Origin of the sequence: Acinetobacter sp. NBRC 100985 (assembly GCF_000241225.1) — a bacterium.
Lineage (GTDB): Bacteria > Pseudomonadota > Gammaproteobacteria > Pseudomonadales > Moraxellaceae > Acinetobacter > Acinetobacter venetianus.
The window spans coordinates 95,000-107,535 of sequence record NZ_BAEB01000019.1 but is presented as its reverse complement, the minus strand read 5'-3'; the positions used below and the strand labels follow the sequence as shown (position 1 = coordinate 107,535).

Annotated in this window: 12 protein-coding genes and 1 pseudogene; all 13 read left to right on the top strand. The window is 39.5% G+C overall.

The genetic code is table 11. The annotated features are described in order from the left end of the window. Positions 1-96 precede the first annotated feature (96 nt). The 13 genes and pseudogenes from ACT4_RS06055 to ACT4_RS05995 all read left to right on the top strand — a co-directional run bounded on the left by ACT4_RS06055 (position 97) and on the right by ACT4_RS05995 (position 12,503). Complete coding sequence (locus ACT4_RS06055; RefSeq protein ID WP_007480685.1) at positions 97-537, top strand: GspH/FimT family pseudopilin; 441 nt, start codon at positions 97-99, stop codon at positions 535-537. Beyond that, entirely contained in the window at positions 537-1,094 is a 558-nt protein-coding gene (pilV, locus tag ACT4_RS06050; RefSeq protein WP_007480684.1) for a type IV pilus modification protein PilV, read from the top strand. Before ACT4_RS06055 ends, pilV begins: the two co-directional genes overlap by 1 nt. 1 nt (position 1,095) lies before the next feature. Beyond that, a complete protein-coding gene (locus tag ACT4_RS06045) occupies positions 1,096-2,244 on the top strand; it encodes a PilW family protein (protein ID WP_007480682.1) in 1,149 nt (382 codons plus the stop codon). Further along, a complete protein-coding gene (locus tag ACT4_RS06040; RefSeq protein ID WP_004877785.1) occupies positions 2,241-3,062 on the top strand; it encodes a PilX N-terminal domain-containing pilus assembly protein in 822 nt (273 codons plus the stop codon). Before ACT4_RS06045 ends, ACT4_RS06040 begins: the two co-directional genes overlap by 4 nt. Before the next feature lie 11 nt (positions 3,063-3,073). Then, positions 3,074-3,700 (top strand): annotated as a pseudogene (locus ACT4_RS17685) (pilus assembly protein PilY); the annotation flags it as partial. A 3,572-nt stretch (positions 3,701-7,272) separates the two neighbouring features. Beyond that, the gene (locus ACT4_RS06030; RefSeq protein WP_007480679.1) at positions 7,273-7,797 is read left to right on the top strand and encodes a type IV pilin protein; all 525 of its coding nucleotides are present in this window, start codon (positions 7,273-7,275) and stop codon (positions 7,795-7,797) included. Beyond that, positions 7,797-8,243 carry a type IV pilin protein gene (locus ACT4_RS06025; protein ID WP_004877779.1) on the top strand — a complete coding sequence of 149 codons (447 nt, stop codon included), beginning with the start codon at positions 7,797-7,799 and terminating at the stop codon, positions 8,241-8,243. Before ACT4_RS06030 ends, ACT4_RS06025 begins: the two co-directional genes overlap by 1 nt. Positions 8,244-8,508: 265 nt before the next feature. Then, on the top strand, positions 8,509-8,766 hold the full coding sequence (gene rpsP / locus ACT4_RS06020) for a 30S ribosomal protein S16 (protein ID WP_004877778.1): 258 nt from the start codon (positions 8,509-8,511) through the stop codon (positions 8,764-8,766). A gap of 16 nt (positions 8,767-8,782) precedes the next feature. Next, positions 8,783-9,331, top strand: a complete 549-nt coding sequence (gene rimM / locus ACT4_RS06015; protein WP_007480676.1) for a ribosome maturation factor RimM — start codon at positions 8,783-8,785, stop codon at positions 9,329-9,331. A gap of 52 nt (positions 9,332-9,383) precedes the next feature. Continuing rightward, complete coding sequence (trmD, locus tag ACT4_RS06010; protein WP_004877775.1) at positions 9,384-10,124, top strand: tRNA (guanosine(37)-N1)-methyltransferase TrmD; 741 nt, start codon at positions 9,384-9,386, stop codon at positions 10,122-10,124. A gap of 196 nt (positions 10,125-10,320) precedes the next feature. Next, positions 10,321-10,692 (top strand): 50S ribosomal protein L19, encoded by a 372-nt coding sequence (gene rplS, locus ACT4_RS06005; RefSeq protein ID WP_004660214.1) that lies wholly within the window; start codon positions 10,321-10,323, stop codon positions 10,690-10,692. 136 nt (positions 10,693-10,828) lie between these two features. Beyond that, complete coding sequence (gene truB / locus ACT4_RS06000; protein WP_007480674.1) at positions 10,829-11,722, top strand: tRNA pseudouridine(55) synthase TruB; 894 nt, start codon at positions 10,829-10,831, stop codon at positions 11,720-11,722. Positions 11,723-11,732: 10 nt separating this feature from the next. Then, positions 11,733-12,503: a TSUP family transporter gene (locus ACT4_RS05995; protein WP_007480672.1), complete on the top strand. Its 771-nt coding sequence runs from the start codon at positions 11,733-11,735 to the stop codon at positions 12,501-12,503. The last annotated feature ends 33 nt before the right edge of the window (positions 12,504-12,536 follow it).

The following is a 12,536-nucleotide window of genomic DNA, read 5'->3' as shown; positions in this document are numbered from 1 at the left end:
ATCCGTTTTTTTATGTTACTTATCTACTTTGTATTGGTTATGTAGGATATGAGTTTATTATTAGTATAAGTAAAAGTTTTTCTTGGGTGTGGAGCGATGGGGAAAAATCGGGGATTCACCTTAGTAGAGTTGGTGGTGACAATAGCAGTAATAGCTGTGGTATCCATTATGGCAGCTCCATCAATGGCTAATTTGATGGAGAAAAGACGGTATGATCAGAATGCTAGAGAATTATTACTTGCTTTATCTCAAGCTAAAAGTCAGGCCATTCTAAATCGCTCTGATGTTAGCGTAAATCTTGCGTCTAATAGTGTGAATACATTAACGAGCTTGAATTGGAATGTAATAAATAACACAACTTTATCCATTTCCCCGACAGTAACGGCCTCCACTTTTGTATTCAATTCGAATGGTTTAATTTCAAATATAGCAGGGGATAGAACACTTACTCTTTGTAACGCTAAGGTAAAAATTCAGAAGACTATAGTTGTAACGAGATTGGGGACTTACGTTATAAAACCAGAAGGAACATGCTGATGATAATTAAAAAACAAAGAGGTGTGGGACTTATGGAAGTTCTAGTTGCTTTATTGTTATTAGCAATAGGTGTATTGGGGTACGTTGCTTTGCAACTACGTGCTTTTGATGCATCAGCGGAAGCGATGCAAAAGTCACAAGCTATGGTAATTATGAGAGCGCTGGCTGAAAACATGCGTGTTAATAAAACTCAAATAAATAATTATCCTGTTTTTGTCCGTAGTTATTCAGGTTTTGATGCAACGACACCATCACCAACAAACTGTTTTGATTCTGCTTGTTCGCTTAATCAGGTTGCACAATTCGACGCTTATCAAACAGCAAGAAATGCAAATCAATTAGGAATACATCTAACTATGGATAATTGTCCAGGGGTTACTGCTACGATGACTATGCGTAGACAATGTATTTACGCCTTTTGGGGTAAGACACAACCAGTGATTGTAACCACAGGAAGTGGTAGTTCTGCTACCACTTCTGCTGATGTTTCAAGTTGTATGGGAAATGATGGTGTGTATGTGAATGGGGCATCTTGTCTAATGATGGAGGCCTATTAAGATGAATAATATATCGATTAGTAGGAATGCTGGTTTTACAATAATTGAATTAATGGTGGCTCTAGTTTTGGGGCTTATTGTCGTTGCGGCAGCAGTCCAGCTGTTTACTGGTGGAATATTGTCAAGTCGATTACAACAGGCCAATGCTGAAATTCAGGATAGTGGAATTTTTGGTGTGGATTATGTAATTAGAGATATTCGTTTTGCAAACCAAGAAAATTTAACTAATTTGAAGTTGGATGATAGAACTCCCTATGGAGGAGTTATTTTGACTGGTTCAACAGCTACAAATCAAAATGCAAATTTTGTACCTAAAGTTGGAGCGACTACATATATTGATTCTGCTCTGTTAAGTCGTGGACAGGGTGATACTGTATCTTCAACTAATAATTATTGGAAAGGACTAACACAAGTAACTCTAAAAAATAGACAAGGTTCAACTATTTCTAATCCAGTAAGCGATCAACTCACGATTCAATTTTTTGCTCCAGAGAATATGGTTAATTGCGAAGGTGCAAATGTCTTGGTTGGAGATTTGGTGGTGCAGCGGTATTTTTTGAGACCTGATGCAAATGGGGCTTCAACTGACTATGCACTTGCTTGCGATGCGAATACGCCATTAACAAGTACAGCAGATGTGGCAGCAGCAGCTGCTGCTAGAATAACTCCAGATGCTACGACTGGAGTTATTACTCCAATGCCTATCACTGGGTTGGGTGATGCTGGGCAAATTATTATTCCTAGAGTTGATCATTTCCATGTATTAATTGGTGCGAAAACTACAACTACTATCAAGACGACAAACACTTCTACAACACCATCAACGATTACAAGTTCTACTAGTGATCAGTTTGCTTATTACACGATTCCACAGTATCGATCTGCTTCAGACTCAGCCCGTGCAAGTACAGTAGCAACAACTTCTGGATCAGTTGTGACAGATGTTAATGTTTCAACCAGAATATTATCTTTACAGATATCCATGTTAATTCGTTCTGCAAATAATGCTCAAAATAATGCAATTGATCCTTCGCAGCCATTTTTCATGTTGGATAATACGGCGACTCCATCTAATACGACTACACGTTTCCAACGCCGAGTATATAGCTCAACAGTTGCATTGCGTAATGGAATGGGAGATGTCTTATGAGCCTTTCGAACAGGAACGAGTTACATATAAAGCGTCAGCAGGGTGCAACATTAATTGTAGTCATGATTATTCTACTCATAATTATTGTGGTTGGAATTTTAGCTGTGCGTGTGGCTATTGTTTCTTTGAGTGTTGCAACTAATAGCCAAGTAAACCAATTAAATTTTCAATCATCAGATACACCTCTTGCTTGGTTTAACAATTTTGATCCAACAACCGTTACGAATATAGGGAATGTAATAGGTGCCGCGCTTAAGGAAAATGAAAGTAATCCAGGTGGGGAGTATATTTTTTGTCTTAAACCTACATCGACAACGGTTTCTTTTGCTCAAACTATTGATGCAAGCTTAATTAAACGTGGTAGTGGAAATAATGCAACTGTTGAAGCTGGTGGTGTTGTTGGATTTTGTGATTTAACTTCAAATTTTGGTAGTAACCGCCCAGCAGTAGTTACTCAAGTTGCAGTAAGTGTTCCTACAAATGCTATTAATAGTACGCCTGGTTCTAATTTACCAAGAGGAATTAATGTGTCTGATGGAACACAACTTCCAAAAAGTATGACCTCTACACAACGAGTTAGGGTAACCACTACGGCAATTTTACCAGCTTATTCAAGCAGTACAGCGTCTTCTATCCAATCGGATTGTCTAAGTTCTTCTAGTGCAAAAATTAGTGACGATCTAACTGCAACTTTAGCGGCTGGAAATGAGTATACCTTAGCAAAATGCCTAGTTGATAAGGGCGTACCATTTAGCACTCAAGTGCAAGAATTTAATTATATTAATCAATTGACTGAAACAGTTGCTCCGGGAAGCTGAGGAGAAATGCCATGAATAAAAATTTGGAAAAGTTTAGAAGAAATAAGTTGTGGTATGCCATCTGCTCAAGTTCTTTAGTTATGACTTGGTTGATGACAACCTCAGTTGTTAAAGCGAGTGATTTACAGATCTATGCTGTTCCTACAGCTGGCAAAAAAACTATTGTAATGATGTTGGATACATCTGGTTCTATGGGGCCAACAATATCTACTCAATCCTCTGGTGGGAATTATACTTATGGTATCCCAGATGATTATAATATTACTAGTTGTACAGTAACCTATTCTAATTCATTAACTACGCCTAGCTATCGACGCTATTATTGTCCCGTTTCTTCAAATACAACAAATACTAGAGTAAAAGCAACTGATGGTTCTGGCTGTGAGAAGCAGTCCGATAACAGTTATCGTTGTTATGATCGTTTAACACGTTTAAAGGATGGTGTATTCAGATTCCTAGAAACGGATAATCCTAACTTTAATAGAGTTAGTGTAGGCTTAGGGCATTTTTCTACATACAGTAGTGGGACTAGTGGTGATGGCAATAGTGGGGAAATTCTAGTGCCTGCTGCTGATCTTGGAGCTGTTGGTTCAAGTCAGAGAATTGCCTTAAAAACAGCGGTGGCAGGTCTTGCTGCTAGTGGTGGCACACCAACTGCAAACGCTTTTGCTGAAGCTGCTGCTTATTTAATGGGAACAAGCACAGTAAGCTCGAGTACTCGAAGTATTCCCTTATATTTTAAATATTATCCTACTACTGCGACGAAAGTTTATTATTTTCGACGAGAAGGTAGTGGTTGGAATCCAACTTACTATAGATGTAATGGCACAGTTGGAACGACTACAACTTCGGGTTGTACATCTACTAGTACCGTGAGTAGTAGTGCTGTCAATGGTATGGATTGGGATACTAGTGGTGGAAATAGGTATTATTATGATTATGTATATACAACGTCCAGTACACCTAATTATAAATATTGTACAGATACCACGTATACAGTGGACAGTTGTACAGCATGGAGTAGTGATTCTACAACAAATCCTACAACCTCTACATATGATACCAACTGTTATATTGGTGGGCAAAGTGGCACATGTGTATATGAAAACAAACTAGTTACAGGCAGTAGCACTTATAGTGGTTTTAATAAATCTGTACAGTCCTCTAAGGATCCTAATACAAATTATACGACATATTTATCTCCCTTACCTGCTGTAGCAAATCGTCAGAGTTGTGATGGTCAAGGTGTCTACATTCTATCTGATGGTGTACCTACATCTAATGCTAGTTCATCAGTTATGGCACAAGCCCTGAATAGGAATTCTTTTAGCAGTAGTGGTGGTCTAAGTGGTGGGACTGACTGGGACTATATGAGTAACTTTGCTAAAGAGCTATTCAATGGTGGAACTGTCCAAAGTAACTCGACGAATGCTACTAACCCAGCCAATGTTTCTATTCAAACTGCTTTTGTCGGTTTTGGTGCGGCATTAAATAATCTAAGTACAAGTGATGCTGTGAATGCTTGTAAGATGAGTTCTCGTACGCAGAGTGATAGAACTGGAGATGATGCGTGCTCACCAAATCAGGCAACCAATGCTGTAACAGCTCCAGGGTGGGGGAATGGGGGGTTTTTCCCGACACAAACAGCAGATGGCGTGACGGAAAGTGTTGTTCAATTTATTAATAATTTGGGGGCAGCTCCACTCGACCCGTTAACGACGGGACAAATCTCTGTACCTTATGATGCTCTCAATCCAAGTAACCTTTCTGAATATGGTTATTTGAGAGCATTGGAACCAGATCCTGCACATAGCTTTCTTACATGGAGAGGAAATCTTAAAAGGTATAGTGTAACCCTGTCTGGAGTTAATGTTGGGGCGTTTAGAGGTGATACTGGCGGCCTAGTTTATGATGCAGCAGGTGCGTTTAATGCTGGAACCAAAGATTATTGGAATAGTTCGAGCTATAATGACGGCGGTAAAGTTTTCCTAGGAGGGGCTTATTCTAAAGTTCCATTACCATATAATGGCCAAGCAGAGGTTAGTTCTGGGGGGAATATTATAAAATATGCTTATGCAGCTTCTCAGAAACTTCGTAATCTATTCACTGATGTTTCATCAGTAGATACGAATAATGCAATATTAACTGCTTCAACTGGTAGCTCATCTGGTACAGCATTACTGCAAATTCCTGAACAACCAACAGCAGCTTTTGCAAGTGTTTCAAGTGTGGGCACTCATGTTTTAAGTAAATTCAATGCTTCAACTGGACAAAATATTCTTAAAGATTTTCCAGTATCAATTAAGCTCAAGTTGTTAAATTATCTAGGCTATAGTACAGATATTACAGCAAATACGCTTCCATCAACGCTCTCTGCGCAAGATGCACCTTATTTATCAATGGGTGGAAGTATTCATTCTATGCCTGTGCAATTAACTTATTCTGGTAGATTGGATGCTCAAGGAAATTTAACGAGTGCCCGTAAACAATCGATTTTATACGGTTCGATGGAAGGTGGTTTACATCTTGTTGATGCTGCATCGGGTGAAGAGCAAATGGTTTTTGTCCCTGCTGAGATCTTAAATGATACGACTAAGTCCAAAGCCTTAGTCATAGGGCAAACAGGCTTAAACTCACCTATACATGGTGTTGATGGATCTTGGGTTGCAGATCCAACATATAATATTACTTCCACTACTTCAGGCTCAACCGTTACATCAAGTGTCACTGCTAGACAGATGAATATTTATGGAGGAATGAGAATGGGTGGTAGTAGCTATTATGGTTTAAACGTATTGAATCCTAGTAGTCCCAAATTACTGTTTAGAGTTGATAGTACAACGTCTGGCTTTGATCGCTTAGGGCAAACTTGGTCTAAACCTGTCCTAGCTAATATTCGTTATGGTAATAATATTACGCGTGTAATGATTGTTGGAGGAGGATATGATGAATGCTATGAAAGTCCTTCATTTACTTTGGCATCGTCAGGGGATGATAGTACTTGCTCTACACGAACTAAGGCGAAAGGTAATGCCGTCTATATGATTAATGCTAAAACTGGTGCATTAATTTGGTCAGCAACTTATAGCTCAACAGCAACAGATGGCAAACAATATATGAAACATAGTATTGTAAGTCGCATAAGTACTTTAGATCGTGATGCTGATGGTTTGATTGATCATATTTACTTTGGTGATTTGGGTGGGCAGGTTTTTAGAGCTGATTTTAATAATAATGCAACGGCGACAGGTGGATTTGGTAAGCGAGTTGTGCGTTTAGCGAATCTTGCAACAAACGATACTACAAATGATCCTGGTAATGATTATACTGGAGCAAAAGCGCCTCGTTTTTATGTTCAACCAACGGTGACAATTCATGATGAGGGTGTAAATACATTTATATTATTAGGTATTGCATCTGGGGATCGTAGTACTCCTTTAGATGTTTATCCGATTCAAGGGCGTGAAGGTATGAGCCCTGCAAATGCTTTGTCAGACCGACCAGTAAATAATATCTACGGTATAATTGATCGTGATTTTATACGTCCAGATTTAATCTCAGGCACACCAACTTTAGAGTCACAGAATAAAACTCGTGCTGATTTTAAAAAGAACCCTCAAGTTTTAGCTACAGGCGAGACAGTTGCCTCTTTGTTCTTTCCAACATCTGGAATTGGTAGGGCCGGGTGGTATCGTTCTCTGTCTAGTAAAAGCTCAAGTGCGACGACTATCAACAACATAGAAAAAGCAGATGGATCTTTCAGAATTAAAGGTGGAATGAAGGCATTTGAAGAAGAACCAATTGCTATTACTAATAATCTATTAGTTCCTGTATATGATCCTCAAGGAACTGGGATTGTACAGCAAGATCCATGTAAACCTCGAGTTATCGGTGAGACAGATTGGCAAAGATTCTGTTTACCATATGGAGCTTGTTTAAACACAAATGGAACTTTAAATACTGCCTTGGAAATGAAAAGTGGTTTTCAAACAAAAACCACGGGTTGTCCTGCTGGAGTCTCTGAATGCAATGACAATGTAATTGGTGCTGGTATTCGAGGTATTACCTTTGTACCAAAACCAGATAGCACGCCTGGAAGTTGTGGTAAGTTGACGATGGCGGGTAATACGCAAGGAACTGGTGAGTGGCAATGTACTAGTCGTTTAGTTCAGACTCGTTGGTATGAGCGTTATCGCTAAAAGGATATTCTATGCAAAAATATTCTAATAAATTGTTTTTCAATCAAGGTTTTACCTTGATTGAGCTGATGCTGGTTTTGATGGTTATCGCATTATTGGCAGCGATAGCTATGCCAAGCTATCAAGCTTATGCTCGCCGTGCAAATGCTACAGCTGCTCAACAAGAAATGTTAAAGCTAGCTGACCAATTAGAGAGGCATAAATCAAAGAATTTTAGCTATAAGGGTTTTAATCCACGTTATTTATATAATGCTTCAGGAGTTGTTCCTTTTAATACTGGAACTCAAACATTGACCTTACCATTAGAGGCGACTGGAGCAGAAATTAAGTATACATTAACGATTGTTGATGGTGATAATTCTAGTTTACTCTTAACTAACCCTGCTTCTATAGGTCAAAATTGGGCGATTAAGGCTGTTAGTTCTGATGCTCGAAATTTTTCATTTTTAATTACAAATGTGGGGATACGCTGTAGAAATACAACAAGTGCTAATATTACGTATTCTACATGTGGAGGCGGGGCGGAGAATTGGTGATGTATACTCGGAATGGCTTTTCATTAATTGAATTGATGGTTGTAGTTGCAATTATGGGAATTATTGCGATTGTAGCTTATCCTTCTTATTTGCAATATTTACAAAGGACGCATCGTGCAGATGTTCAAGCAGAAATGACTAATATTGCTCAAATAATGGAATCTAGAAGGTTGGCAAATAGTAGTTATCTTTCTACTGATACCAGTAGAAATAATATTTTATCAATTTATGGTTCGACAACTAGCCCTAAACAGGGAGGTGCCCTATATACACTCGCCTTTACATCATTAACAACTTCATCTTGGGTTCTAACAGCAACACCAATTTCTTCAAGCTCACAAAGGAATAATGGAATCATTTGTTTAAATGACCAAGGTCAAAAATTTTGGGCTAAAGGGGCATCCGGATGTTCGTTATCAAATACATCAAACTGGAATGGACGTTAATAAAACCTTAAAGTTTGATTTTTTGAATACCACTTAATCTCATTAAGTGGTATAGCGTAGTATTTAAATATTTGATAAGAATAAAAGAAAATTTCCTTATATAGAACTGGTTGAGTCTCTATAGAATTCAAAACTGTGGGTAAAACTAAATTATTCTTCCTTTCAGCATAAAATTAACGTAAAATACCGCCCTCTATTAAAGGGGTTTGAAGTGCTGTCGGTGGTCGACGCAGGGATAATCCGTAAAAACTATAAGGTTGTTCTCATGGTTGTTATTCGTTTAGCACGCGGTGGTGCAAAAAAACGTCCATTCTATCAAATCGTTGTAACTGATAGCCGTAACGCACGTGACGGTCGTTTCATCGAACGTATTGGTTTCTTTAACCCAACTGCACAAGGTAAAGCTGAAAAAATCCGTTTAGACGCTGACCGTTTTGCACACTGGGTTTCTCAAGGTGCTCAACCTTCAGAACGTGTTGCTTCTTTAGCTGCTCAAGCTAAAAAAGCTGCAGCTACTGCATAATTGTAGTAGATAGCCCATGACACCAGCACAGAATGTTCCCGAAGATCGTATTCAGATTGGACAGTTACGTTCAGCTTATGGATTGAATGGGTGGCTCTGGGTTTACTCAAACACTGAACCTATGAGTAATATGTTTGACTACCTTCCTTGGTACATCGAGACCAAGGCTGGTTGGCAAACAATTGATGTAAAACGTTGGAAACCACATGGCAAAGGCTTGGTTGTTGCATTAAAAGGTGTGAGTGATCGCACTGGTGCAGAAAGTTTAGTCGGTGCAAATATCTGGATTGCTAAATCACAGCTTCCAAAAGCAGATGTAGATGAGTATTACTGGTCTGATCTTAAAGGCCTAACCGTGTTAGGTTTGAGTGAAGATGAGCAAGAAGTCAATCTTGGTCAAATCTACGAGCTTTTTGAAACAGGTGCCAATGATGTCATGGTTGTTAAAGCAACTGCAGATAGCATTGATGCCGAAGAGCGAATGATTCCTTGGCATAAAGATGTGGTGCAACGCGTTGATCTTGAAGCTGGTCGTATTTACGTCAATTGGGGCGTAGACTACTAATCCTTAAAATAAGGAATAGTAGCGCAGCAGGAAAATAAAGAAGGAGTCTGCGGTGTTTTTTGCAGTCATCACATTGTTTCCTGAAATGTTTGAAGCGATTACAGCGTACGGGATTAGCGGACGCGCAACAAAAAGGGATATTGTGCAAGTCACTTGCATTAACCCACGAGATTTTGCTGAGGGCAACTACAAACGAGTGGATGAGCGTCCATTTGGTGGTGGTCCTGGTATGGTAATGATGGCTGAGCCGTTAGCAAAAGCAATTACACATGCCAAACAACTAGCAGTGCAAGCAGGATGTGCCAATGTTCCTGTGGTGTATATGTCACCGCAAGGACAGACCTTAAATGAACAGGCAGTACAGCAATTCGTTGATTATGATGGTTTGATTGTATTGTGTGGTCGCTATGAAGGGGTCGATGAGCGTTTAATCCAGCATTATGTTGATCAAGAATGGTCAATTGGGGATTATGTGCTTTCAGGTGGTGAGCTGCCTGCAATGGTATTGCTCGATACTGTTATTCGTCGTTTGCCGAATGTCATGTCAGACGAGCAATCTGCAATACAAGATTCTTTTGTGGATGGTCTGTTGGACTGCCCACAGTATACCAAGCCTGATCATTTTGAAGGGCTAGATGTGCCTGAGGTACTCAAATCAGGGCATCATGCCAATATTGAGAAATGGCGTTTTTTGCAGCGTTATCAACGAACTTTAGATCGTCGACCAGAATTGGTAGAAAAAGTAGAGTTGACCAAGCAGCAAATTAAATGGTTAAAAAATTCCAAAGATTAAACTGGTATCAGTTTGTCTTTGCACCCAACGAGAAGCATTGCTTCGAGTTATGACTTAAACCTAGTTTAAGTTAAATAATAGGCTCTTTAAGACATTCTGTTTTAAAGGGAAAGTTAAACGAGCGATATGCGCTTTAGCCTCTATCCTCAGCGGTGTAAGAGACCTCTTCTCTCCCGCACATATTGGAGATTCCACAATGAGTGGTAAACATCCTTTAGTTCAAGCTGTTGAAAATGCACAGTTAAAAACTGATATCCCTGCTTTTGCTCCTGGTGACACAGTAATTGTCCAAGTTAAAGTAAAAGAGGGTGACCGTGAGCGTCTTCAAGCATTTGAAGGTGTTGTAATCGCGAAGAAAAACCGTGGTTTAAACTCTGCTTTCACAGTTCGTAAAATCTCTAGCGGTGTTGGTGTTGAGCGTGTTTTCCAAACTCACTCTCCAATCGTTGCTAAAATCGAAGTGAAACGTCGTGGTGACGTTCGTCGTGCTAAACTTTACTACCTACGCGAGTTGTCTGGTAAAGCTGCACGTATTCGTGAAAAGTTACCAGCTCGTAAACAAGGTTAATTTTAACTTTGTTGTAAAGCAAAAAAATGCGCCAATTGGCGCATTTTTTTATGCTAGTGAGATTTTTAAAAGCTATCTTTTTATAATCTTAGTCCTGATTTTGATAAAATGCATGTTTATGCTTTGACTTTTTATTATGAAAAAAAGTTCGTATCGCCATTTGAGCGGTGTTTTCTTATTAAATAAACCTTTAGGTTTAAGTTCTAATTCTGCATTACAAAAAGTGCGTCGTCTGTTTAATGCACAGAAAGCAGGGCATACCGGTGCGCTTGATCCATTGGCAACAGGACTATTGCCAATTTGTTTAGGCGAGGCGACAAAATTTTCTCATTATCTATTGGATTCAACTAAACGTTATCAAACTACAGTCAAGCTTGGGCAAACCACTTCAACAGGCGATGTTGAGGGTGTTGTATTACAAGAGCGTGTTGTGTCTGCCTTAAATCAAGAGAAGATAGAAGCAGTACTCGAGCAATTCCGTGGCGATATTCAGCAAGTTCCACCGATGTATTCAGCTTTAAAGCGTGATGGGCGTCCTTTATATGAGCTGGCGCGTAAAGGGATTGAAATTGAGCGTGAGGCTCGTCCAGTGACGATCTATGAATTGAAGCTAATTGAGTTTAGTGAGGATAGTCTAACTTTAGATGTCACTTGTTCAAAAGGAACTTATATTCGAGTTTTGGGCGAGGATATTGGCGAAGCTCTAGGATGTGGGGGACATTTAACAAAGCTACATCGTACTCAAACAGGTCATTTTGAGATTGATCCAAGCTATACGATTGAATACTTAGAAAGCCTGTCTCAAGAACAACGTGATGCATTATTGCTACCTGTATTTTCTCCTGTCGCACATTTTCCTAGAGTCCAACTTCCTGAAGGGCGTGAGAAATATTTCGGTAATGGTCAAGAAAGTAATATCGATCATGAAGCAGCCGCTGAAGTTTTAGTTTTTGATGGTGAACGTTGCCTTGGTTTAGCTGAGATTACAGATAAAAAGCGCTTAGTGCCAAAACGTTTATTGAATTTATAAGGTTGTTTTTATGGAGTGGGAGCTGATACTGAGTCTCGTGTTCTTTGCCTTTTGTGCAGGAACAATTGATGCTGCTGTCGGTGGTGGTGGACTTATTCAGATCCCTGCGCTGATGAGTGCGTTACCTCAAACTGCACCCGCTACCATTTTTGGAACCAATAAGATCGCATCGATTTGTGGCACAGGCTCAGCTGCATTTTCCTTCGTCCGACGAGTCAAATTAAAGTGGTCACTGCTCGCAGTGATTGCGGTTTTTGCTTTTATTAGCTCGTTTGTCGGTGCAGCTTGTGTATCGATGGTACCAACAGAAGTGTTGCGTCCAGTAGTCTTAATCATGCTGATCGTGATTGCGATTTATACTTTTATGAAGAAGCAATTTGGACAAGTCCATGTTGATCAACAGATCACACCTCGGTTACTGATCTTTGCTGCTCTTGGGAGTCTTGCAATTGGATTCTATGATGGCATCTTTGGACCTGGCACGGGCAGTTTCTTTATTTTCTTTTTTATTCGTTTTCTTCAAGTTGATTTTTTGCATGCGTCGGCGTTATCGAAGATTGGTAATTTCATGACTAATCTTGCTGCGCTTAGTTTCTTTATCCCGACGGGACATGTATTGATAGCATTGGGATTGATGATGGCAGTTGCAAATATTGCAGGTTCATTATTGGGCGTGCGTTTGGCTTTAAAATACGGTAGCGGATTCATCCGTATTTTATTCCTGATTCTAGTCAGTATCTTGATTTGCCGATTGGGCTATCAAATCATTGTTACTATCTGATTCAAAAGATAAAGGTTTACAACAAAAACACAC

Coding starts and splice junctions, on each gene's coding strand:
- ACT4_RS06055 (WP_007480685.1), top strand. CDS start 97: ATGGGGAAAAATCGGGGATTCACCTTAGTAGAGTTGGTGGTGACAATA.
- pilV (WP_007480684.1), top strand. CDS start 537: ATGATAATTAAAAAACAAAGAGGTGTGGGACTTATGGAAGTTCTAGTT.
- ACT4_RS06045 (WP_007480682.1), top strand. CDS start 1,096: ATGAATAATATATCGATTAGTAGGAATGCTGGTTTTACAATAATTGAA.
- ACT4_RS06040 (WP_004877785.1), top strand. CDS start 2,241: ATGAGCCTTTCGAACAGGAACGAGTTACATATAAAGCGTCAGCAGGGT.
- ACT4_RS06030 (WP_007480679.1), top strand. CDS start 7,273: ATGCAAAAATATTCTAATAAATTGTTTTTCAATCAAGGTTTTACCTTG.
- ACT4_RS06025 (WP_004877779.1), top strand. CDS start 7,797: ATGTATACTCGGAATGGCTTTTCATTAATTGAATTGATGGTTGTAGTT.
- rpsP (WP_004877778.1), top strand. CDS start 8,509: ATGGTTGTTATTCGTTTAGCACGCGGTGGTGCAAAAAAACGTCCATTC.
- rimM (WP_007480676.1), top strand. CDS start 8,783: ATGACACCAGCACAGAATGTTCCCGAAGATCGTATTCAGATTGGACAG.
- rplS (WP_004660214.1), top strand. CDS start 10,321: ATGAGTGGTAAACATCCTTTAGTTCAAGCTGTTGAAAATGCACAGTTA.
- truB (WP_007480674.1), top strand. CDS start 10,829: ATGAAAAAAAGTTCGTATCGCCATTTGAGCGGTGTTTTCTTATTAAAT.
- ACT4_RS05995 (WP_007480672.1), top strand. CDS start 11,733: ATGGAGTGGGAGCTGATACTGAGTCTCGTGTTCTTTGCCTTTTGTGCA.